20 protein-coding genes, 1 tRNA gene and 1 other RNA gene are annotated in these 21,084 nt (G+C 70.1%); 12 read left to right on the forward strand and 10 right to left on the reverse strand.

Annotated features, from left to right (window positions below; translation table 11 throughout):
• The first annotated feature begins 186 nt into the window (after window positions 1-186).
• The gene (gene leuA / locus OQ968_RS16160) at window positions 187-2,010 is read left to right on the forward strand and encodes a 2-isopropylmalate synthase (protein ID WP_324679597.1); all 1,824 of its coding nucleotides are present in this window, start codon (window positions 187-189) and stop codon (window positions 2,008-2,010) included.
• 6 nt (window positions 2,011-2,016) lie between these two features.
• Here leuA and OQ968_RS16165 read toward each other — a convergent pair whose 3' ends face one another.
• On the reverse strand, window positions 2,017-3,018 hold the full coding sequence (locus OQ968_RS16165) for a DEDDh family exonuclease (RefSeq protein WP_324679599.1): 1,002 nt from the start codon (window positions 3,016-3,018) through the stop codon (window positions 2,017-2,019).
• Window positions 3,019-3,094: 76 nt separating this feature from the next.
• Here OQ968_RS16165 and OQ968_RS16170 point away from each other — a divergent pair, with 76 nt between their 5' ends.
• Genes OQ968_RS16170 through OQ968_RS16180 form a run of 3 tightly spaced genes read left to right on the forward strand, consistent with a single transcriptional unit; the run spans window position 3,095 to window position 6,373 of the window.
• The gene (locus tag OQ968_RS16170) at window positions 3,095-4,333 is read left to right on the forward strand and encodes a Mur ligase family protein (protein WP_324679601.1); all 1,239 of its coding nucleotides are present in this window, start codon (window positions 3,095-3,097) and stop codon (window positions 4,331-4,333) included.
• On the forward strand, window positions 4,326-5,033 hold the full coding sequence (locus OQ968_RS16175; protein WP_324679602.1) for a type 1 glutamine amidotransferase: 708 nt from the start codon (window positions 4,326-4,328) through the stop codon (window positions 5,031-5,033). The genes OQ968_RS16170 and OQ968_RS16175 overlap by 8 nt, the downstream gene beginning before the upstream one ends.
• A 29-nt stretch (window positions 5,034-5,062) precedes the next feature.
• Window positions 5,063-6,373 (forward strand): MFS transporter, encoded by a 1,311-nt coding sequence (locus tag OQ968_RS16180; protein ID WP_324679781.1) that lies wholly within the window; start codon window positions 5,063-5,065, stop codon window positions 6,371-6,373.
• Between the two features lie 17 nt (window positions 6,374-6,390).
• Here OQ968_RS16180 and recR read toward each other — a convergent pair whose 3' ends face one another.
• Both recR and OQ968_RS16190 read right to left on the reverse strand, forming a co-directional pair.
• Window positions 6,391-7,005 carry a recombination mediator RecR gene (gene recR / locus OQ968_RS16185; protein WP_324679603.1) on the reverse strand — a complete coding sequence of 205 codons (615 nt, stop codon included), beginning with the start codon at window positions 7,003-7,005 and terminating at the stop codon, window positions 6,391-6,393.
• Window positions 7,006-7,018: 13 nt separating this feature from the next.
• Window positions 7,019-7,372, reverse strand: coding sequence for a YbaB/EbfC family nucleoid-associated protein (locus tag OQ968_RS16190; RefSeq protein ID WP_324679604.1), 354 nt, complete (start codon window positions 7,370-7,372; stop codon window positions 7,019-7,021).
• Between the two features lie 98 nt (window positions 7,373-7,470).
• Between OQ968_RS16190 and OQ968_RS16195 the strand changes: the two genes are divergently transcribed.
• A complete protein-coding gene (locus tag OQ968_RS16195) occupies window positions 7,471-8,244 on the forward strand; it encodes an Rv3717 family N-acetylmuramoyl-L-alanine amidase (protein ID WP_324679605.1) in 774 nt (257 codons plus the stop codon).
• Here OQ968_RS16195 and OQ968_RS16200 read toward each other — a convergent pair.
• Complete coding sequence (locus OQ968_RS16200; RefSeq protein WP_324679783.1) at window positions 8,241-8,678, reverse strand: SRPBCC family protein; 438 nt, start codon at window positions 8,676-8,678, stop codon at window positions 8,241-8,243. The two genes, OQ968_RS16195 and OQ968_RS16200, sit on opposite strands and share 4 nt — an antisense overlap.
• 126 nt (window positions 8,679-8,804) lie before the next feature.
• Here OQ968_RS16200 and OQ968_RS16205 point away from each other — a divergent pair, with 126 nt between their 5' ends.
• Entirely contained in the window at window positions 8,805-10,151 is a 1,347-nt protein-coding gene (locus OQ968_RS16205; RefSeq protein ID WP_420715929.1) for an FAD-binding oxidoreductase, read from the forward strand.
• Window positions 10,148-11,461, forward strand: coding sequence for a class I SAM-dependent methyltransferase (locus tag OQ968_RS16210; RefSeq protein WP_324679607.1), 1,314 nt, complete (start codon window positions 10,148-10,150; stop codon window positions 11,459-11,461). The genes OQ968_RS16205 and OQ968_RS16210 overlap by 4 nt, the downstream gene beginning before the upstream one ends.
• Here OQ968_RS16210 and OQ968_RS16215 read toward each other — a convergent pair.
• From OQ968_RS16215 to ffs, 3 genes are all read right to left on the reverse strand, one after another.
• Window positions 11,458-13,227 (reverse strand): DNA polymerase III subunits gamma/tau, encoded by a 1,770-nt coding sequence (locus OQ968_RS16215; protein WP_324679608.1) that lies wholly within the window; start codon window positions 13,225-13,227, stop codon window positions 11,458-11,460. The two genes, OQ968_RS16210 and OQ968_RS16215, sit on opposite strands and share 4 nt — an antisense overlap.
• A 99-nt stretch (window positions 13,228-13,326) precedes the next feature.
• Window positions 13,327-14,619, reverse strand: a complete 1,293-nt coding sequence (locus OQ968_RS16220; protein WP_324679610.1) for an aminotransferase class I/II-fold pyridoxal phosphate-dependent enzyme — start codon at window positions 14,617-14,619, stop codon at window positions 13,327-13,329.
• Window positions 14,620-14,673: 54 nt separating this feature from the next.
• Window positions 14,674-14,768, reverse strand: an RNA gene (ffs, locus tag OQ968_RS16225) — signal recognition particle sRNA small type.
• A 65-nt stretch (window positions 14,769-14,833) separates the two neighbouring features.
• On the opposite strand from ffs, the gene OQ968_RS16230 reads away from it, so the two are divergent.
• Together OQ968_RS16230 and OQ968_RS16235 are read left to right on the forward strand one after the other, a co-directional pair.
• Window positions 14,834-14,919, forward strand: a tRNA-Ser gene (locus tag OQ968_RS16230).
• Window positions 14,920-15,012: 93 nt separating this feature from the next.
• The gene (locus OQ968_RS16235) at window positions 15,013-15,828 is read left to right on the forward strand and encodes a hypothetical protein (protein WP_324679611.1); all 816 of its coding nucleotides are present in this window, start codon (window positions 15,013-15,015) and stop codon (window positions 15,826-15,828) included.
• Between the two features lie 7 nt (window positions 15,829-15,835).
• Here OQ968_RS16235 and OQ968_RS16240 read toward each other — a convergent pair whose 3' ends face one another.
• Window positions 15,836-16,579, reverse strand: coding sequence for an enoyl-CoA hydratase/isomerase family protein (locus OQ968_RS16240; protein ID WP_324679612.1), 744 nt, complete (start codon window positions 16,577-16,579; stop codon window positions 15,836-15,838).
• On the reverse strand, window positions 16,576-16,956 hold the full coding sequence (locus OQ968_RS16245) for a hypothetical protein (RefSeq protein ID WP_324679613.1): 381 nt from the start codon (window positions 16,954-16,956) through the stop codon (window positions 16,576-16,578). Before OQ968_RS16245 ends, OQ968_RS16240 begins: the two co-directional genes overlap by 4 nt.
• A gap of 139 nt (window positions 16,957-17,095) precedes the next feature.
• On the opposite strand from OQ968_RS16245, the gene OQ968_RS16250 reads away from it, so the two are divergent.
• From OQ968_RS16250 to OQ968_RS16260, 3 genes are all read left to right on the forward strand, one after another.
• Window positions 17,096-17,578 carry a lipoprotein LpqH gene (locus OQ968_RS16250; RefSeq protein ID WP_324679614.1) on the forward strand — a complete coding sequence of 161 codons (483 nt, stop codon included), beginning with the start codon at window positions 17,096-17,098 and terminating at the stop codon, window positions 17,576-17,578.
• 83 nt (window positions 17,579-17,661) lie between these two features.
• Window positions 17,662-19,398 carry a hypothetical protein gene (locus OQ968_RS16255; RefSeq protein ID WP_324679615.1) on the forward strand — a complete coding sequence of 579 codons (1,737 nt, stop codon included), beginning with the start codon at window positions 17,662-17,664 and terminating at the stop codon, window positions 19,396-19,398.
• Window positions 19,395-20,759, forward strand: a complete 1,365-nt coding sequence (locus OQ968_RS16260) for a CHAT domain-containing protein (RefSeq protein WP_324679616.1) — start codon at window positions 19,395-19,397, stop codon at window positions 20,757-20,759. The genes OQ968_RS16255 and OQ968_RS16260 overlap by 4 nt, the downstream gene beginning before the upstream one ends.
• Here the strand turns inward: OQ968_RS16260 and OQ968_RS16265 are convergent.
• Window positions 20,714-21,004: a hypothetical protein gene (locus OQ968_RS16265; RefSeq protein ID WP_324679785.1), complete on the reverse strand. Its 291-nt coding sequence runs from the start codon at window positions 21,002-21,004 to the stop codon at window positions 20,714-20,716. The genes OQ968_RS16260 and OQ968_RS16265 overlap by 46 nt on opposite strands.
• Window positions 21,005-21,084: the final 80 nt, after the last annotated feature.

Consider the following 21,084-nt stretch of genomic DNA (forward strand, 5'->3'; position numbering starts at 1 on the left):
ACATGCACGTTCGGCGGTCGATGGCGACGCTTTTTGCCCGACGGCCCGAGCGCGGTAGAGTTCACAACGTGCAGCGGGTGCTCCTCCTCGGACGCCGCGACGGGGTCTGATCCAGACCGGCTTCCCGTCGCGGGTGTTCGCGATGCGCCGGTCTGAGGTTCCTTCTGATACCCCGGAGCAACTACCGTGACAAGTTTTTCCCAGCCTTCCGGCCCCGACGCATATACCGAGTCGTTCGGGGCGCGCACCGTCGTGAAGCCCGCCGGGCCGCCGGCGCCCGGTCAGCCCGCGTGGAATCCCCAGCGGGGCTCGTCGATGCCGGTCAACCGGTACCGGCCCTTCTTCGAGGAGGTCGAGCCCATCCGGCTCGCCGACCGGAGCTGGCCGGACCGCGTCATCGCTCATGCGCCGCTGTGGTGCGCGGTGGACCTGCGCGACGGCAACCAGGCGCTGATCGACCCGATGAGCCCGGCCCGCAAGCGCCGCATGTTCGACCTGCTGGTGCGCATGGGCTACAAGGAGATCGAGGTCGGGTTCCCGTCGGCCAGCCAGACCGACTTCGACTTCGTCCGCGAGATCATCACCACGGGCGCCATTCCCGACGACGTCACCATCCAGGTGCTGACGCAGTGCCGGCCGGAGCTGATCGAGCGCACGTTCGAGGCGTGTGAGGGCGCGTCGCGGGCCATCGTGCACTTCTACAACTCGACGTCAATCCTGCAGCGCCGGGTGGTCTTTCGCGCCGACCGGGCCGCGGTGCAGGCCATCGCGACCGACGGCGCGCGCAAGTGTGTCGAGCTGGCCGCGAAGTACCCGGGCACGCAGTGGCGGTTCGAGTATTCGCCGGAGTCCTACACCGGCACCGAGCTGGAGTACGCCAAAGAGGTGTGCGACGCGGTCGGTGAAATCATAGGGCCCACACCGGAAAACCCGATCATCTTCAACCTGCCCGCCACCGTCGAGATGGCGACGCCCAACGTTTACGCCGACTCGATCGAGTGGATGAGCCACAACCTGGCCAACCGGGAGTCGGTCATCCTGAGCCTGCATCCGCACAACGACCGCGGAACCGCCGTCGCCGCAGCCGAATTGGGCTATCAGGCCGGCGCGGACCGGATCGAGGGCTGCCTGTTCGGCAACGGGGAGCGCACCGGCAACGTGTGCCTGGTGACGCTGGGGCTCAACCTGTTCTCCCGCGGGGTGGACCCGCAGATCGACTTCTCCAACATCGACGAGATCCGCCGCACGGTCGAGTACTGCAACCAGCTGCCGGTGCACGAGCGGCATCCCTACGGCGGGGACCTGGTCTACACCGCGTTCTCCGGCAGCCACCAGGACGCCATCAACAAGGGCCTGGACCAGATGAAGATCGACGCCGACGAAGCCGACTCCGACGTCGAGGACATGCTGTGGCAGGTGCCGTACCTGCCGATCGACCCCAAGGACGTCGGACGCACCTACGAGGCGGTGATCCGGGTCAACTCGCAGTCCGGCAAGGGCGGGGTGGCCTACATCATGAAGGCCGACCACGGCCTGGCCCTGCCGCGGCGGCTGCAGATCGAGTTCTCTCAGGTGATCCAGAAGATCGCCGACGGCGAGGGCGGCGAGATCTCCCCCAAGGAGATGTGGGACGCGTTCTCCGAGGAGTACCTCGCCCCGGTGCGGCCGCTGGAGCGGATGACGCAACGCGTCGAGGCGGCCGAGGAGGACGGCGGCACCACCACGATCGCGGCGACGGTGAAGGTCAACGGCGTCGAGACCGAGATCAGCGGCACCGGCAACGGCCCGCTGGCCGCGTTCGTCCACGCGCTGGGCGACGTGGGCTTCGACGTCGCGGTCCTGGACTACTCCGAGCACGCGATGAGCGCCGGCGACGACGCCCAGGCCGCCGCCTACGTCGAGGCGTCGGTGAACGGCCGCACGGTGTGGGGCGTGGGCATCGCGCCGTCGATCACCACCGCGTCGCTGCGCGCCGTGGTGTCGGCGGTCAACCGGGCCTCCCGAAATTAGGGCCGATCAGAACAGCGCCAGCTGTTCGTCGACGGCGGTGACGTCGACGAATTCCTCCATGCTGGTGCCGCCGATGACGGCGCGAACGGAGTCGATGAACTGCGCGTCGGACACCAGGGGCACGCCCAGCTTCTGCGCCAGGTAGCCCTTGCCCTGCTCGGGGGCGGACTCGTTGCACACCACCAGCGAGGTCTCCAGGTCGACGGTGTCGCTGTAGGCCAGCCCGGCGTGCAGGATCCGCTCTACGAGTTCCTCGTGGGTGCGGCGCACCTCGGCGGCCAGCGCCACCCGCATGCCCTGCACCAACGGCCTGCCCGGGGCATATGGCCCCGGGTTCAGATACGGGCAGGGCATCCGGGAGGCCAGCACCTTCAGCGGCCGCAGCTCGTCGTGGGTGACCCGGCCGTTCGGCCACCGGCGCCGGGTCACCGGATGCACCGGCAGCCAGATGTCGCGTTCGCGCGCCCGGTCCAGCGCCGACGCCAGCACCCCGGTCAGCACCAACGCGTCGTCGAAGGCGTCGTGCGGCCGTTCCTGCCGCACGCCCCAGTGCGCCGCGAGCGTCTCCAGCCGCAGGTTGTCGATGCCCAGGTCCAGCCGACGGGCCAGCTCGACGGTGCACATGACGGTGTCGACGGGGAGTTCGGCCTCGGCGAGCTCCGCCTCGGCGGCCAGGAACGCGTAGTCGAAGGCGACGTTGTGGGCCACCAGCGTGCGGCCGCGCAGCACCTCGATCACGTCGCCGACGATGTCGGCGAACTGCGGCTGGTCCTCCAGCATCGCGGCGGTCAGGCCGTGCACGTGGGTGGGACCCGGGTCCACCCCCGGGTTGAGCAGGCTGACGACGGATTGCTCGACGTTGCCGTCGGCGTCGAGGCCCAGCGCGGCGAGGCTGATGATGCGTGCCTGACCTGGGCGAAAGCCCGATGTCTCGACGTCGATGACGGCCCAACCCCCGTCCGGCTCGCTTGCCGGGCGCCCCCAAGAAATCGGCTGCACCCCGTTCATAGCCTGAGGATGGCACGCCGGGCCGACATCGCCCGGTCGCTGCGCGTCGTGTCGGCACGAAACATAAACTCTCCGGGTGGTAACGACCCGGGCACGTCTGGCTCTCGCCGCGGGGGCGGGCGCGCGGTGGGCGTCGCGGGTCACCGGGCGCGGGGCGGGCTCGATGATCGGTGGCCTGGTCGCCATGGCGCTGGACCGGTCGATCCTGCGACAGCTCGGTGCCGGCCGGCGCACCGTCATCGTCACCGGCACCAACGGCAAGTCCACCACCACCCGGATGACCGCGGGCGCCCTGCGGACGCTGGGCCCCGACGCCTCGGTGGCGACCAACACCGAGGGCGCCAACATGGACGCGGGCCTGGTCGCCGCGCTGGCCGCCGACCGCGGCGCCGGGCTGGCCGCGCTCGAGGTCGACGAGATGCACGTGCCGCACGTCGCCGATGCGGTGGAGCCCAGCGTCGTCGTCCTGCTCAACTTGTCCCGCGACCAGCTGGACCGCGTCGGCGAGATCAACGTGATCGAGCGCACGCTGCGGGCCGGCCTGGCCCGGCACCCCGCCGCGGTCGTGGTCGCCAACTGCGACGACGTGCTGATGACCTCGGCCGCCTACGACAGCCCGAACGTGGTGTGGGTGGCCGCGGGCGGCGCCTGGGCGAACGACTCGGTCAGCTGCCCGCGCAGCGGCGAGGTGATCGTCCGCGACAAGGGCCACTGGTACTCGACCGGCGCCGATTTCAAGCGGCCCACCCCGCAGTGGTGGTTCGATGACGAAAAGCTTTATGGCCCAGACGGTTTGGCCCTGCCGATGCGGCTGAGGCTGCCCGGCGCGGTGAATCGCGGCAACGCCGCGCAGGCCGTCGCGGCGGCCGTCGCGCTGGGCGCCGACCCCGCCAGGGCCGTCGCGGCCGTCTCGGCGGTCGACGAGGTCGCCGGGCGCTACCGGAGCGTGCGCGTCGGCGCGCACCAGGCGCGGCTGCTGCTGGCCAAGAACCCGGCGGGCTGGCAGGAGGCGCTGTCGATGGTCGACAAGCACGCCGCCGGCGTGGTCATCGCGGTCAACGGGCAGGTGCCCGACGGCGAGGACCTGTCGTGGCTGTGGGACGTGCGCTTAGAGCACTTCGAGGAGACGCCCGTGGTGGCCGCCGGCGAACGGGGCACCGACCTGGCGGTGCGCCTGGGCTACGCGGGCGTCGAGCACACCCTGGTGCACGACACGATGGCGGCCATCGCGTCGTGTCCGCCCGGGCGGGTGGAGGTCGTCGCCAACTACACCGCGTTCCTTCAGCTGCAGCGAGCGTTGGCGCGCCATGGCTGACTCGACAGTGCGGATCGGGCTGGTGCTGCCCGACGTGATGGGCACCTACGGCGACGGCGGCAACGCCGTGGTGCTGCGCCAGCGGCTGCGGCTGCGCGGCGTGGACGCCGAGATAGTCGAGATCACGCTGGCCGACCCGGTGCCGGAGTCCCTGGACCTGTACACCCTGGGCGGCGCGGAGGATTACGCGCAGCGCCTGGCCACCCGGCACCTGCAGCGGTACCCGGGCCTGCAGCGCGCGGCGGACCGCGGCGCGCCCGTGCTGGCGATCTGCGCGGCCATCCAGGTGCTCGGGCATTGGTACGAGACGTCGGCCGGGGAACGGGTCGACGGCGTGGGCATGCTGGACCTGACCACCGCGCCGCAGGACAAACGCACCATCGGCGAGCTGGTGACCAAGCCGTTGCCGGCCGGGCTGACCCAGCGCCTGACGGGTTTCGAAAACCACCGCGGCGGAACCGTTTTGGGGCCGGCGGCCGCGCCGCTGGGCGCGGTGGTCAGGGGCGCGGGCAACCGGGCCGGTGACGGGTTCGACGGCGCGGTGCAGGGCAGCGTGATCGCCACCTACATGCACGGACCCTGTCTGGCCCGCAACCCGGAGCTGGCCGACCTGCTGCTGAGCAAGGTGGTGGGCGAGCTGGCGCCGCTGCCGATGCCCGAAGTGGAGTTGTTGCGCCGCGAGCGGTTAGCGGCTCGTTGAGCATCCGACGCCTGACCGCCGACTCGGCCCTGCGCCGCGACACCGCGGGCACGGCCATCGGCAACTTCATGGAGTGGTACGACTTCGGCTCCTACGGTTACATCGCGACCACCATCGCGCAGGTGTTCTATCCGGGTAACAGCGTCAGCGCGGTCCACCTCATCGCCACGTTCAGCACGCTGGCGGCGGCATACGTGGTACGCCCGCTCGGCGGGTTCGTCCTCGGCCCGCTCGGTGACCGCATCGGGCGCAAGCGGATCCTGGTGATCACGATCCTGCTGATGGCGGTGGGCACCACCATGAGCGGCTCACTGCCCGGTTACAGCACCATCGGCGTCTGGGCGCCGATCCTGCTTCTGGTCGCCCGAATCTTTCAGGGCTTGTCGACCGGCGGCGAGTTCGTCGGTGCGATGACCTATCTCGTCGAGCGGGCCCCGACCCACAAACGCGGCATGATGGTCGGGTTCCTGCCGTTGGGCAACCTGGTCGGGTTCGTGCTCGCCGGGTTGCTGGTGACCGCGCTGCAGGCCTGGCTGCCGAGCCGCGACATGCTGGCCTGGGGCTGGCGGGTTCCGCTGTTGCTGGGAGCGCCGTTCGGCGTGCTCGCGCTGTATCTGCGGCTGCGGATCGAGGAGTCGCCGGCCTACGAGCGGGTGATCCTTGGCAGCGACGAGCCGGTCTACCGCGGCTGGCAGCAGTTTCGGCACACGGTGGTGGAGCAGTGGAAGCCGATGGTGATCTGCGCGGCGCTCGTGGTGACCTCCCAGGCCCCCGATTTCATGCTCACCGGATACCTGCCGACCTACCTCAAAGTGGTTGTGCGCGTTGGTGACACGGCCGCACTGGTGATGATCGTGGCGACGTTGGCGATCCTGATGGCCGCGGTGGTATTCGTCGCCGCGTTGTCCGACCGCATCGGCGTCAAACCCATCATGCGGACCGGCTGCGGACTGCTCGTCGCGGCGTCGGTCCCGGCCTTCCTGCTGATGGGCTCCGGCGCTGTCTTGCCGTTGGTCTTCGTCGGGGTGCTGCTGATCGGGCTGATGGAACTGTGTTTCGACAGCACCACGCCATCGGCGCTGCCGGCACTGTTCCCGACCAGGGTGCGCAACGGGGCGCTGGCCATCGCGTACAACATCGCGCTGTCGACCGTCGGCGGAACCACGCCGCTGATCGCTCAAGCGCTGATATCGGCCACCCACAACACCATGGTGCCGGCCTACATGCTGATCTTCGCCGGCCTGGTGGGCACGGTCACCCTTCGATTCATGCCGGAAGTCGCCGGCAGGCCGCTGCCGGGGTCGGTCGAAAGCGAGGCCGGCGAACTGGCCGGCGCATGACGGGCTGCGGGACCGCGTTACACCATGGCGCGGCGGCCGGTCAGCGCGCGGCCCAGCGTCAGCTCGTCGGCGAACTCCAGGTCGCCGCCCATCGGCAACCCGGACGCGATCCGCGTCACGGTCAGGCCGGGGATGTCGCGCAGCATCCGCACCAGGTAGGTGGCGGTCGCCTCGCCCTCGGTGTTGGGGTCGGTCGCGATGATCACCTCGGTGATGTCGACGTCGTCGTCGACCCGCTCGCCGATGCGGCTCAGCAGCTCGCGGATCCGCAGCTGATCGGGCCCGACCCCGGACAGCGGGTCGAGCGCACCGCCCAAAACGTGATAACGGCCGCGGAATTCGCGGGTGCGCTCGACGGCCTGGACGTCCTTCGGCTCCTCGACCACGCACACCTGCGAGCCATCCCGGCGGGGGTCGGCGCAGATCCGGCACCGCTCGTCGTCGGAGACGTTGCCGCACACCGCGCAGAACCGCACGCCGTCGCGGACCTTCGCCAGCACGGCGGTCAACCGATCGATGTCCGCGGGCTCGACGGACAGCAGGTGGAAGGCGATGCGCTGAGCGCTCTTGGGTCCGATGCCCGGCAGCCTGCCGAGCTCGTCGATCAAATCCTGGACGGGTCCCTCGAACATGACGGTGGAGGCGTCAGAGCCCCGGCATTTGAGTCGGCGACGCCGGCGGCTGGCCCGGTGGGCCCCCCATGCCACCGGCGAGCGACCCGAGCTGCTCCTGCGCCATCTGGGTGACCTGCTTGGAAGCGTCGGCCATGGCACCGACGATCAAGTCCTGCAGCGTCTCGATGTCGTCGGGGTCGACGACCTTGGGGTCGATCTTCACCGCGACCACCTCGCCGCTGCCCTTCACGACCACCTCGACCAGGCCGCCACCGGCGTGACCGTGCACCTCGGAGTTCGCGAGCCGCTGCTGGGCTTCCATCAGCTTTTGCTGCATCTGCTGCGCCTGGGCGAGCAGGGCCGACATGTCGCCTCCGGGTTGCATGACAATCCCCTCGCATCTCGGTCTCGAGTTGGTCTCGCCTGTGGATACCGGGCGATTCGAGACACCCAGCGTAGACCGGGCGGCGTTACCTTTGCGCCGTGGACCTACGAGTGAGCAGGCGTGTCGGGATCAAAGCGGTGGTCGGTGCGCTGGTCGCCGCGTCGACGGCGGTCATGCCGACGGCGACCCCGGCCGCATGGGGAGTCCCCTCCAACATCGCGGGCATGGTCGTGTTCATCGACCCCGGCCACAACGGCTCCAACGACGCGTCCATCTCGCGTCAGGTGCCCACTGGCCGCGGCGGCACCAAGGACTGCCAGGCCAGCGGGACGTCGACCAACACCGGCTACCAGGAGCACACGTTCACCTGGGACACCGCGCTGCGGGTCCGCGCCGCGTTGAGCGCGCTGGGTGTGCGGACCGCGATGTCGCGCGGCAACGACACCGGGCTGGGCCCGTGCGTCGACGCCCGCGCCAACATGGCCAACGCGATGCACCCCAACGCGGTGCTGAGCATCCACGCCGACGGCGGCCCGCCCTCCGGCCGCGGGTTCCACGTCAACTATTCGGCGCCGCCGCTCAACCAGGTGCAGGCCGGGCCGTCGGTGCAGTACGCCCGGATCATGCGCGACCAGTTGCAGGCGTCGGGCATCCCGCCCGCCAACTACATCGGCCAGGACGGACTGTACGGGCGTTCGGACCTGGCCGGCCTGAACCTGGCGCAGTACCCGTCGATCCTGGTCGAGTGCGGCAATATGAAGAACCCCGCGGATTCGGCGCTGATGGAGTCGCCCGAGGGCCGGCAGAAGTACGCCGACGCGATGGTGCGCGGTGTCGCCGGCTTCCTGGCCACGCAGGGCCAGGCGCGCTAGCTTTCCAGCTCCTTCTTCAGGTTGGCCAGCACCTCGCCCTGGATCCTCTTCAGACCCAAAGGCGCAAAGGTCTTTTCGAAGAAACCCTTGACGCCGCCGGCGCCGGTCCAGCTGGTCTTCACGGTGACGCTGGATCCGGGGCCCGCGGGAGCCACCGTCCAGTTGGTGACCATGGACGAGTTCGCGTCCTTCTCGATGACGGTGTGGCCGGCCACGTCGACGTCGACCTGCACGTCGCGCACGCGTGACTTGGTGGCCTGCAGCTTCCACTTGGCAACCGTGCCGGCGCCCTGGCCGCCCGCCACCACCTGGTACTCGCTGTATTGCGGGGACAGGATTTTCGGGCGAACCGTCTGATAGTCCGCCACTGCGGCGAGCGTGGCCGCCGGCTCGGCGTTGATCAAGATCGTGCTGGCCGCGCTGACCTGGGCCATCAGCCGCAATTCCTCCTCGTGATGCCGCCCGAGCGGGTGCACGGGCTATGTCCGAAGACTAGGGTATATGTGGTGCCAAGCCCTGGATCTGCACTCTCGGCTCACACGTCGGGCGTTGATCGGTTGATGGCGAGTTATCGATCCATCCCCGCAACGGCCGCGGTCCGGCTCGCCAAGCCCACCTCAAACCTGTTCCGCGCCCGCACCAAACGCGATGCGCCCGGCCTGGATACGTCGGGACTGACCCAGGTGCTCAGCGTCGATCCGGATGCCCGCACCGCCGACGTCGCCGGCATGTGCACATACGAGGACCTGGTCGACGCCACCCTGCCCTACGGCCTGTCGCCGCTGGTGGTGCCGCAGCTGAAGACCATCACGCTCGGCGGGGCGGTCAGCGGCCTGGGCATCGAGTCGGCGTCGTTTCGCAACGGCCTGCCCCACGAATCGGTGCTGGAGATGGACATCCTCACCGGCGCTGGCGAATTGGTCACCGCATCCCGCAGCGAGCACTCCGAGCTGTTCCGCGCGTTTCCCAATTCCTATGGGACGCTAGGGTATTCGACCCGGCTCCGGATCGAGCTGGAGCCCGTGGCGCCGTTCGTGGCGCTCCGTCACATCCGGTTCCGCTCGCTGCCGGACATGGTCGCGGCGATGGAACGCATCGTCGACACCGGCGGACAGGGCGGCACCCCCGTCGACTACCTCGACGGGGTGGTGTTCGGCGCCGACGAGAGCTACCTGTGCGTCGGCCGGCGCACCGCCACGCCCGGACCGGTCAGCGACTACACCGGCAAGGACATCTACTACCGCTCGATCCAGCACGACGCGGCCGGCGTCGAGGCCACCAAGGACGACCGGCTGACGATCCACGACTACTTCTGGCGCTGGGACACCGACTGGTTCTGGTGCTCACGCGCGTTCGGCGCACAGAACCCCCGGCTGCGGCGCTGGTGGCCCCGCCGCTACCGGCGCAGCAGCGTCTACTCCAGGCTCGTGGCCCTCGACCGGCGCTTCGGCATCTCCGACCGCATCGAGGCGCGCAGTATTCGCTCGCCGGGCCGCCCCCCGCGCGAACGGGTGGTGCAGGACGTCGAAATTCCCATCGAACGCGTCGTCGACTTCCTGGAGTGGTTCGGCGACCACGTGCCCATCACGCCGATCTGGTTGTGCCCGTTGCGGCTTCGCGATCACGAGGGGTGGCCACTGTATCCGATGCGGCCCGACCACACCTACGTCAACGTCGGGTTCTGGTCCTCGGTGCCGGCCGGCGACACCCCGGGCGCCACCAACCGCGCCGTCGAGGCCAAGGTGAGCGAGCTCGACGGGCACAAATCGCTGTACTCCGACTCCTTTTACACCCGCGAGGAGTTTGACGAGCTCTACGGCGGGGAGGCCTATAACACTGTCAAGAAAACCTACGATCCCGATTCGCGTCTCCTCGACCTGTATGCAAAGGCGGTGCAACGGCGATGACAACCACCAAAGAGCCCGAACGCCCCACCAAGTCGGGCAAGCTCAGCATGGCCGAGATCCTGGAGGTCTTCACGGCCACCGGCGGCCAGCCGCTGAAGTTCACCGCGTACGACGGCAGCACCGCCGGAAGCGACGACGCGGAGCTCGGCCTGGACCTGCGGTCGTCCCGCGGCGCCACGTACCTGGCCACGGCCCCCGGCGAGCTCGGTCTCGCCCGGGCGTACGTGTCGGGTGATCTGCAGGCCCACGGCGTTCACCCCGGCGACCCGTACCCGCTGCTCAAATCGCTGACCGACCGGGTCAAGTTCAAGCGGCCGTCGGCGCGGGTGATGGCCAACGTCGTCCGCTCGATCGGCGTCGAACACCTGTTGCCGGTCGCCCCGCCCCCGGAGGAGGCGCCGCCCCGCTGGCGTCGCGTCGCCGCCGGCGTGCTGCACAGCAAGACCCGCGACGCCGAGGCGATCCACCACCACTACGACGTCTCCAACACGTTCTACGAGTGGGTGCTCGGCCCGTCGATGACCTACACCTGCGCGGTCTACCCGGACCCCGACGCGACGCTGGAAGAGGCCCAGGAGAACAAGTACCGGCTGATCTTCGAGAAGCTGCGGCTGCGCCCGGGCGACCGGCTGCTCGACGTCGGCTGCGGCTGGGGCGGCATGGTGCGCTACGCCGCGCGCCGCGGTGTCCGCGCGATCGGCGCCACCCTGTCGGCCGAACAGGCGAAGTGGGCGCGAGAAGCGATCGAGGCCGACGGGCTGACCGACCTTGCCGAGGTGCGGCACTCCGACTACCGCGACGTGCGGGAGGCGGGATTCGACGCCGTTTCCTCGATCGGGCTGACCGAGCACATCGGCGTCAAGAACTACCCGGCCTACTTCGGCTTCCTGAAGTCGAAGCTGCGCACCGGCGGGCTGCTGCTCAACCACTGCATCACCCGCCACGACAACAAGTCGACCCCCTTCGCCGGCGGGTTCACGGACCGCTACGTGTTCCCGGACGGCGAGCTGACCGGCTCGGGCCGCATCGTCACCGACATCCAGGACGCCGGTTTCGAGGTGCTGCACGAGGAGAACTTCCGCCACCACTACGCGATGACGCTGCGCGACTGGTGCCGCAACCTGGTCGAGCACTGGGACGACGCCGTCGCCGAGGTCGGGTTGCCCACCGCGAAGGTGTGGGGCCTGTACATGGCGGCGTCACGGGTGGCCTTCGAGCGCAACAACCTTCAGCTGCATCACGTGCTGGCGGCCAACGTCGACGAGTGGGGCGACGACGACCTGCCGCTGCGCCCGTGGTGGCGCCCCTAGCCGTTGTCTATCCGGCGCGCACCCAGCTCGCTTTGCAGCAGCTCGAGCGCGACCTCCTCGGGGTCGCGACGCGGCGCCGACGGGTCTCCGCGGCCGGCCTCGGCGAGCATGTGCTCCTCGTCCTCGCGCTCTTCGCGCTGAGCCGAATCCGGGGCGGGGGCGGGATCTTCCGCCTCGGGGATCGGCGGGCTCGCCGCGGCCGGCGGGTCGCCGGTCTCGCATCGCACCCGCCAGCTGACCCCGAACTCGTCCTTGAGCGCCTCGGTGATGACGTCGGCGTTGCGCTGTTCGGACAGCCGCTTGGCCAGCGGCGCCGACGCATGTGTCAGCACGAGCGTGTCGTTGTCGACGGCCAGGACCGTGGCGCCCGACAGCATCACCTCGGTGGTGCGGCTGCGCTGGCGCACCTTGTCACGCACCGTCGACCATCTCCTGCGCACCGCCGCGGCGCTGAGTTCGCCTGGGGCAGAGGCGGATTCGGGGGCTGCCTCGGCGGCCGCCACGGGTGCCGGTTCCGGTGCGGGCCTGGGCTTGGGCGCCGTCGCCCGCTTTGGCGGCGGCTCCGCCCTGGGCTTCGGCGCCGCGGCCGGCTCGGCCGCGGCGGGAATCGACATGTCCAGCCGGGTCTCGATCCGCTCGATGCGCTGCAGCAGCGCCGACTCCGCGTCGCTGGCCGAGGGCAGCAGCAGCCGCGCGCAGACCACCTCGAGCAGCAGGCGTGGCGCCGTCGCACCGCGCATCTCCCCCAGCCCCGCCTGCACCACCTCGGCGTAGCGCGTCAGCGCCGCCGGCCCGATCCGCGCCGCCTGGTCCCGCATCCGGTCCAGCACGTCCTCCGGCGCGTCCACCACGCCGCGGGTCGCCGCGTCCGGAACCGCTTGCAGCACAATGAGATCGCGGAATCGCTCCAGCAGGTCGGTGGCGAAGCGGCGCGGGTCGTGGCCGGCGTCGATCACCGATTCCACCGCGCCGAACAACGCCGCGGCATCGGAAGCGGCCAGGGCATCGACGGCGTCGTCGATCAACGCGACGTCGGTGGCGCCCAGCAGGCCCAGCGCCCGCTGATAGGTCACGTGGTCGCCCTCGGCGCCGGCCAGCAACTGGTCCAGCACCGAGAGGGTGTCGCGGGGCGAACCGCCGCCGGCGCGAATCAACAGCGGGTACACCGCATCGTCGATGACCACGCCCTCCTGCTCACAGATCCGCCCGACCAGCGCCCGCATGGTCTTCGGCGGCAACAGCCGGAACGGGTAGTGATGGGTGCGCGACCGGATCGTCGGCAGCACCTTCTCCGGTTCGGTGGTGGCGAAGATGAAGATGAGGTGCTCGGGGGGCTCCTCGACGATCTTGAGCAGCGCGTTGAACCCGGCCGTGGTGACCATGTGCGCCTCGTCGACGATGAACACCCGGTAGCGCGACTGCGCGGGGGCGTAGAACGCGCGGTCCCGCAGCTCGCGGGTGTCGTCCACGCCGCCATGGCTGGCGGCGTCGAGCTCCACCACGTCGATGCTGCCGGGCGCATTAGGGGCCAGCGCCACGCAGGACTCACACACCCCGCACGGGGTGGCCGTCGGCCCCTGCGCGCAGTTCAGCGACCGGGCCAGGATGCGCGCCGACGACGTCTTGCCGCAGCCGCGCGGCCCGGAGAACAAGTAGGCATGGTTGATCCGGCCGGCTTGCAGGGCGACGGACAGCGGTTCGGTGACGTGCTCCTGCCCCACCACCTCGGCGAAGGTCGCCGGTCGATACTTGCGGTAGAGGGCCACGCTCAGCAGGCTACCGGCGCGCGGTGACGGTGGCCCGACGGGCGTTCACTCTGCGCTGAGGGCGCAGGCTACTCGCACTTCTGCGCCACCAGCGCAGAGTCAAACCCGAACGTCACCCGCCGGCGACGCGAGACGCTCGGAGGCCGCCAGCAGCGCGCAGGTGGCCAGCCCGTCGACGGCGTTGCGCAGGTCCGGCAGCGACGGGAAGGTGGGCGCGATCCGGATGTTCTTGTCGTCCGGGTCTTTTCGGTACGGGAAGGACGCACCGGCCTCGGTGACCGCGATGCCGGCGTCCTTGGCCAGGGCGACGGTCCGCCGCGCGGTGCCGGGCAGCACGTCGAGGCTGATGAAGTAGCCGCCCTTGGGTTCGGTCCACGAGGCGATCTTGGATTCGCCCAGCCGCTGCTCCAGGATCTCGAGCGCCAGCGTGAACTTCGGCGCCAGGATCTGCTGATGGCGCAGCATCTGCAGACGCACCCCGTCGGCGTCGCCGAAGAAGAGCAGGTGCCGCAGCTGGTTGACCTTGTCCGGGCCGATCGACTTCTTGCCCGCATACTGCAGGTACCAGGCGATGTTGCCCAGCGAGCCGCCCAGGAAGCTGACGCCGGCGCCGGCGAACGTGATCTTCGAGGTGGACGCGAAGACGTAGGGCCGGTTGGAATTGCCGGCCTTGGCGGCCAGCCCGAGCACGTCGACCTGACGGACGAAGTCCAGCGTCAGCGTGTGCACCGCGTACGCGTTGTCCCAGAACAGCCGGAAGTCCGGTGCGGCCGTGCGCATCTGGACCAGCCGACGCACCGTCTCCCACGAGTAGGTGACGCCGGTCGGGTTGGCGAACACCGGCACCGCCCACATCCCCTTGATCGCGGGGTCGACGGCGACCAGCTCCTCGATCAGGTCCACGTCGGGGCCGTCGGCGAGGATCGGGATCGGGATCATCTCGATGCCCATGGTCTCGGTGATGGCGAAGTGCCGGTCGTAGCCGGGGACCGGGCACAGGAACTTGACGACCGGCTCCTTTATCCAGGGCCGCGGCGAGTCCACCCCGCCGTACAGCATCGAGAAGGCCACGAGGTCGTGCATCAGCTCCAGGCTGGAGTTGTTGCCGGCGATCAGGTTCTGCACCGGGATGCCGAGCAGCTCCCCGAAGATGGCCCGCAGTTCCGGCAGGCCGTGCAGGCCGCCGTAGTTGCGGGTGTCGGTGCCCTCGCCGTCGCGGTAGTCGTCTCCGGGCAGGCTCAGCAGCCGGTTGGACAGGTCGAGTTGCTCCGGGGAGGGTTTGCCGCGGGTGAGGTCCAGGGCCAGCTTCTTGGCTCGCAGCTCCGCGTAGTCCTGCTGGTTACGGGCGTGCAGGGCCGCCAGCTCGTCGGGGCTGAGGGAATCGAAGGCCACCAGGAGCCCTTTCGCTGATCGCTCGCCGTGGAGTTCGGGGTCATGCAGGCCCCACGTAGGGGACCCCGCGCACCCGACAGAGCCCATTGACCCTTGCTGCCTTCCGGCCCTGGGGGAGTTCACAGGATAGACGCCGCGCGGGGTCCATGGCGAGTGTAATACCTGGCCCGGAACGAGCGTCGGGGACCGCGGCGGGCTCGGTTACCATGGCCACGGAGGATTCGCCTAGTGGCCTATGGCGCTCGCCTGGAACGCGGGTTGGGTTAACAGCCCTCGCGGGTTCAAATCCCGCATCCTCCGCAAGTGGTCCGCGACGCGGCCGAACAGGGTGTCGTTTGGAATCGGTTTGGCCTGCCTTTAGGCTGACGTGGGCTTACCGGCATGAGGAGGCGTATGGGGCGCAAGGTCGCCATACCGTGGCACTTGTTGTTTTCGCTCGGTGCCGGCGTCCTCTATTTCTTCTGCGTGCTGCCCCGCTGGTACGAGCTGATGGGCGACATGTCGCGCGGACTGGGGATGGCGGGCCGGATCGCGTCGGGCGCGCTGATCGGGTTGGCCGCCCTCCCCGTGGTGTTCACCCTGTTGCGCACCCGCAAGGCCGAGCTCGGCACCCCGCAGCTGGCGCTGTCGATGCGGGTCTGGTCGATCGTGGCCCACGTGCTGGCGGGCGTGCTGATCATCGGCACCGCGATCAGCGAGATCTGGCTCAGCCTGGACGCGGCCGGACAGTATCTGTTCGGCATCTACGGCGCCGCCGCCGCGATCGCCGTGCTCGGATTCTTTGCGTTCTACCTGTCGTTCGTCGCCGAGTTGCCGCCGCCACCGCCGAAACCGATCAAGGCGAAGAAGCCCAAGAAGCGCCGTGGCAAGAAGGACGAGGAGGCCGACGAGGCCGACGAGGAAACCGAGGAGGAGGCGGAGGTCCAGGAGGCCGACGAGGAAACCGACGAATCCGAGGAGACCGAGGCCGCCGACGAGACCGAAGAAGCCGAAGAAGGCGAGACGGTCGAGGCGGAAGCGGCGACCGAAGAGGCGCCGACGCCGCAAGCCACCGAAACCGAGACCGAGACCGAGACCACCGAATCCACCGAATCGACCGAAGCCGCCGACGAGCCCGCTGGCGGGTTGCGCAACCGCCGCCCGACCGGGAAGGGCACCCACCGCATGCGCCGCAGGCGCACCCGGGGCGGCGTCGCGGTCGACGAATAGCCGACGGTCAGTCGCGGCGCCGAAGGCGCTCGAGCGAGTCGGCGATGCGCCGCCGGGTCTCCTCGGCGCCCCACAGCTCACGGACCTCGCGGTCGATAGCGCCGGCCTCGCCGATCCGCGCCAGGGCGGGCGCCCTCAGCTGGGCCTTGGTATGGCGATAGGCGTCGACGGAGATCTCGCCCAGATCCGCCGCCTCCGCCACGGCCGCCCCGACGAGATCGTCGGCGACGACGCGGTGGGCAAGCCCGCGGGCGACGGCGTCGTCCCCCCGATACAGGCGGCCGCCGAGCAGCACTTCCTCGGCGTGGTCCCCGCACGCGTGACGCACCACCTCCAGCGCAGCGGCGGGAAACGGCACCCCGACGCGGGCCTCGGACGCCCCGATCTGCGCGTCGGGGCCGGCCAGGCGACGGTCGCAGGCGCAGGCCAGCACGCACCCGCCCGCGATGGCGGCACCGTTGACGGCCGCCACCGTCGGCCCGGGGTAGCCGAACAACGCGACGAACGCGTCGGCCAGGGCGGGAATCAACCGATCGGTGTATTCGGCGCCGCCCTGCAGCACGCGGTTGAGGTCGACCCCGGCGCAGAACACCCGGCCCGCGCCGGTGACGACGAGCGCGCCGGCGCCCGAACCCTGCAACTCGCGGACGGCGGCAGTCAGCTCTTCCAGCAGCTCGACGTCGAGGGCGTTGACCCGCCCCGATGACAGGGCCAACACCCGCACCGTCCCGACGGTCTGGATCTTGATCATTGCGGCCGGCCGGCGATGACGACGGGAATGTCGGTGTTCTCGTCGGTGTGATAGCTCGCGCAGACGCGGTGGTAGCCGTCGGCGATCTGCAGCGGGGCACCGGTTGCGAAGTCGCCGCGGACCAGCAGGATGGGCGAAAGCGGTTCGCCCTTCTTGATCTTGGCGAGATCGGAGGCGACGTGGGGGTTGTCGACCGGTAGCAGGCGCAGCCGGGCGGCCCGCAGAATGTCCTTGGCCTTCTTGTGCACAACTTCCCCGGCCTGCAGTCGCCGGCTCAGCTCCTCGACGCTGTGCGCGTCGGCGAGCAACGCAAGGTAGTCGGCCGCGGCCGGAAAGTCATGGGCCTCAGGCTTTTCCAGCCATTTCACCTTCGGCATCGCCCGCCTCCCTTCGTGGGGCCATGTCGACGCAGCCTACCGGTCGCGCCGGGAAATTGGGATCGGTAGCGGCCGGGGCGTTCTGTACTCGCTCTCATGACGACGCCAACGGGGCGGCGCATGAAGGAAGGAACACTCAGTGAAACGTCTTCTCGCGGCAGCGATTGGAAGCCTTGGCGTCGCGTCGGCGCTGGTGGCCTGCTCGAGCGGCGGCCACACGGCCAGCCCGGGCTCGAGTGCGGCGCCCAGCGCCGCCACCGGGACCAGCGCACAGGTGAAGGTCGGCGGCACCGACCTCGCGGGGCTGAATCCCGCCTCGGTGACCTGCGTCAGGACCGGCGGCAAGATCAACATCGGCAGCGGGTCCACCGGCGGCGCCCAGCAGGCGCTGGCGGTCGTGATGACCGACGAGTCCACGCCGAAGGTGGAGTCGTTGGCCCTCGTCGTCGACGGCAACGCGTTGTCGGTCAGCAACGGCATGGGCGCCAAGGTCGGATCGGCCAACGTGGCGGTGGACGGCAAGACCTACACCATCACGGGCCAGGCGCAGGGTGCCGATTTGAAGAACCCGATGGCCGGAATGGTCACCAAGGACTTCAACATCAAGGTGACCTGCGGTTGAGGGGTCTAACTCCGGGCGGCGGGCGCGCTTCACTCCGCGTCCGCCGCTCCGGGGTTTGGACCGCCAGGACTTATGATGCAGCCGTGTCGATTCCCGGCGAACTGGAGCGTGCCCGGCGGCTGGCGTTCGCCGCCGACGAGGTCGCGGCTCGGGATCTGCTGCTGTCGCTGATGCCCCGCATCGAGCGGGAAGACCGCGACGATCTCGCGCTGGAGGCTTTCGCGCAGCTGGGCGATATATACCTGGCGCGCGGCTCGAATGATGGTGTGCGGGACTCGATTCGGCGCATCCGCGACTGCCTGGCCGTCTATTCCGCGGTCGCCGCCGGCACCATGCCGGAGACCGCCGCACAAGTGCGCATGTCCGGCGCCGAGGTGGCGCACATGGTCTGCCGATACTCGCGGCGGGCCCAATTCCTGCAAACCGGTCTTGCCGCGGCGCTCGGCGATCACGAAGGCGCCGCGAAGGAGCTTGCGGCGTTGGGCGACACGAGCTCCGACGCGGATTTCGCCGACCTGGCCGACGAGCACGCCTACCTGCTGACCTACGCGCAAATCCTGTGCGCGACCGCGCTGTGCGACGACGACCTGCATGTCCGGTCGGTTCCCCTGTGGGAGCCGGTGCTCGCTGCCATCGCGGATCCGGCCCACCTGGGCGGCGACGGCCTGCTCGCAGACCATCTCCGGGTGGAGGCGGCCATCGGATACGGCAGGTTCTGCGTCGAAACCGGAAGGCTGTCCGAGGCCGAGCCGTGGCTGCGTCGCGCGGGCGCCCGGGCGCAGGCGCGCGGGTGGGAATTGGCCGCGGCCAGAACGCAATTGGAGCGGGCCGCGGCCTGCTGGTCGGCCGCCGACCACGCCAGCACCGAGCAACTGGTCTCCGAGGCCCAGCCCGTCATCGCGAAATACGCCCGGGCGCACGACCTGGCCCGGTGCTGGGTCTATCTGGGGCTGACCCGATTGGCGTCGGGCGCGTTGGAGGCGGCCGACGAATGCTGGGGCCACGCCGAGCGACACCTGCGCGGACTCGGCAAGCCCCTGCCCCTGCACCGTATTCTGTTGCAGCGCAGCTGGATATCGATCTTCTGGGGCCGCTTCGCGGATGCGGTCGAGTCGATCGCCCAGGCCCGCGAGCTGCTCGACTCGTCCCCGCGCAGCAGTTGGCTGCAGTACGCGCAGCTCGACAATCACCTCGGAACCGTCTGGCGCGCCGACGCGCTGACCGATCTCGGCTTCGACAGCTCGGGCGACCCCGACGAGACGCTGCAGGAAACCGAGGCGCGGCAGGCCGAGGGGCTCGGCATCCTGCGCGGCGAGGTGGGCACCCCGGAATACTGGCGCGCGATGACCAAGCTCGAACAGGCCGCGGAGCTCAAGGTCCCGGCCGCGTTGGCGGTCGACTCGGTGCGGTATTCGATCGCCGACGCCGACGCGAGGTCGCGCTGGGCGACCAACGTCTCGGCGCCGATCCTGGCCAGCGCCTTCGCCGTCGCCTGGGAGTGGGAGAACACCGAACTGATCAGCGAGCTGGTCGAATACCACAGCGCGCGTGGGACTTTCGCCGCCGAACCGGAGGCACCCAAAGTCGGCGAATGGTCGGCCGCGTCCACCTCGCCGGTGCTGATCGACGCCGGCGAGGCGCTGGCGGCGTCCGGCCCGGAAGCCGGAGGCGGCGGTTCGCTGACGCGGCTTGGCCCGTTGCCGCCGCTGCGGATGCAGCCGGACGCTCCCCCGATCTTGAGCCACTATCGCGAGCTGGCGTTGCAGCGGTACGGCCGCGAGGTCACCGCCGACGAGCCCGCCTGGTCGACCTGGCCATGAGTGATCCGGACCGGCCGACTCTGGTCCTGCGATTCGCCGACCTCGGGATCGTCACCTACGCCAGCTTGCGGATAGTCGGGCAACCGTCCAGGACCGTCAACTGGGTGGTGGAGGAGCCGATCCTGCTCGCGGCACTGCAGGAGCTGGCCGCCGCGCTGCCGGAGCCGCACGGCCCGGAGAGCCGTCGTGACGCCATCGAGCGTGCGCTGACGAGCGGCCCCTTCGCAACGCCACAGGACGAACCGACGCTGGCCTACATCCTGGGTGTGCTGCTGATCGCCGAGCCCGGGTGGCGGCTGCTGGCCGAATGCGTGGCGACGCCGCGCGCGGTGCTGTTCGTCTCGCCCAGCGCGCGCCTGGCCCGCGTCCCGTGGGACCTGCTGGCGGTGCCGAAATCCGGGCCCAGCAAGGAAGAACTCGTCCGCGCCCGCCAGGAGGCCATCACCGCCAGCGGCCGGGCCGCCGCCAAAATCCCTTGGCAGCTCGCCGATGTCGGCGAGCACACCGACGGGCACCGGCTGATGGAGCTGGTCGACGTGCTGCTCGCGGTGCCGCAGAACATCGTGCACTCGCCGCGGTCGCCGGCCGGCTGGGCCGCCCGCCGAGACGGTCCGCCGGCGCTGGTCCTCGACCCCCGGGTGCCGGGTCAGCGCCCTGACTCCGCGCTGGGATCGGTGCTCGGAAGGCCGTCGGCCGACACGCCGTTGGCGCGGCACTACGCCGCGCTGATGCAGCGCCGCGCGGTGCTACCGAACGTCGACGCGGCGGCGGAGCTGTTCCGCCGCCAGGACGCCGACCGCGAGTGGCTCGCCGAGATACTGGCACAGGCGCCGAGCAGGCTGATGTACGTCGGGCACGCGAGTTCGCCGGACGGCCACTCCGGTCAGGCCGGCCGGGCCGACCGGGCCGCGCTGCATTTGGCCTGTGCGGCGGGCATTCCCGGCGCCGCCGACGCGATCGGGGAGCACCGTCCGCTGACCGCGGCGGATCTGATGGCTCTGCGGCTGCCGATGCCGCCCCGGGTCGCCCTGCTGGCGTGCGCATCCGGCGGTGACTATCGATTCGACGAGGCGACGGGCCTGGTGGCGGCCATGGTCCTGGGCGGCGCGCAGCTGGTGACCGCCACGCTGTGGTCGCTGCCCACCGCGGCGGCCTACCGGCAATTCGCCGCCGACCTCCCCGCGGATCCCATGTCCGCCACCGTCATCGCCGTCGACGAGGCGCACGAGGCCATCGACGCGGGGTGCGCGGTGAATCGGTGGCAGCGCGAGCAGATGCGGCGCTGGCGCGACGGTGACGCCACCGCCAGCCCGCTCTACTGGGGCGCGCTCGTCAGCTTCGCCGTCGACGGCGCGCGCTGACAGTGGACGGCCAAGACGTCGTCGGGCAGCGAAAGCTCTTCGCGGGCAGCGGGATCGAACGCCACCAGAACAACGAGGCCCGGGTGCAGCGCCCAGACGTCGCCCTCGCAACGGGCGAGTTTGCCGATGAACGTCTCGCCGGAGACCGCCACCACCTCGACGAACACCTGGCGCTCGTTGTCCGTCGCACACACCGTGCCGACCCCGACGATGCGCTCATGAGCGGTCTGAGCCCGCGCGACCATCAGGCCGCCGACGACCGCCAAAGCCAGTGCGACAGCCCCGATGCCGGCCATCGTGACCCACGGGTGGCTAAAGGTGATAT

The sequence above is a fragment of the Mycobacterium sp. 663a-19 genome (genome assembly GCF_035616495.1).
Taxonomy (GTDB): Bacteria; Actinomycetota; Actinomycetes; order Mycobacteriales; family Mycobacteriaceae; genus Mycobacterium.

Excerpts from the sequence above, each read along its gene's own strand:
- OQ968_RS16165 (WP_324679599.1), bottom strand. The coding sequence starts at position 3,018 with ATGAACGGGGTGCAGCCGATTTCTTGGGGGCGCCCGGCAAGCGAGCCG.
- OQ968_RS16210 (WP_324679607.1), top strand. The coding sequence starts at position 10,148 with ATGACAACCACCAAAGAGCCCGAACGCCCCACCAAGTCGGGCAAGCTC.
- OQ968_RS16245 (WP_324679613.1), bottom strand. The coding sequence starts at position 16,956 with ATGCCGAAGGTGAAATGGCTGGAAAAGCCTGAGGCCCATGACTTTCCG.
- OQ968_RS16205 (WP_420715929.1), top strand. The coding sequence starts at position 8,805 with ATGGCGAGTTATCGATCCATCCCCGCAACGGCCGCGGTCCGGCTCGCC.
- OQ968_RS16240 (WP_324679612.1), bottom strand. The coding sequence starts at position 16,579 with ATGATCAAGATCCAGACCGTCGGGACGGTGCGGGTGTTGGCCCTGTCA.
- OQ968_RS16175 (WP_324679602.1), top strand. The coding sequence starts at position 4,326 with ATGGCTGACTCGACAGTGCGGATCGGGCTGGTGCTGCCCGACGTGATG.
- OQ968_RS16235 (WP_324679611.1), top strand. The coding sequence starts at position 15,013 with ATGGGGCGCAAGGTCGCCATACCGTGGCACTTGTTGTTTTCGCTCGGT.
- recR (WP_324679603.1), bottom strand. The coding sequence starts at position 7,005 with ATGTTCGAGGGACCCGTCCAGGATTTGATCGACGAGCTCGGCAGGCTG.
- OQ968_RS16200 (WP_324679783.1), bottom strand. The coding sequence starts at position 8,678 with ATGGCCCAGGTCAGCGCGGCCAGCACGATCTTGATCAACGCCGAGCCG.
- OQ968_RS16190 (WP_324679604.1), bottom strand. The coding sequence starts at position 7,372 with ATGCAACCCGGAGGCGACATGTCGGCCCTGCTCGCCCAGGCGCAGCAG.
- OQ968_RS16260 (WP_324679616.1), top strand. The coding sequence starts at position 19,395 with ATGAGTGATCCGGACCGGCCGACTCTGGTCCTGCGATTCGCCGACCTC.
- OQ968_RS16265 (WP_324679785.1), bottom strand. The coding sequence starts at position 21,004 with ATGGTCGCGCGGGCTCAGACCGCTCATGAGCGCATCGTCGGGGTCGGC.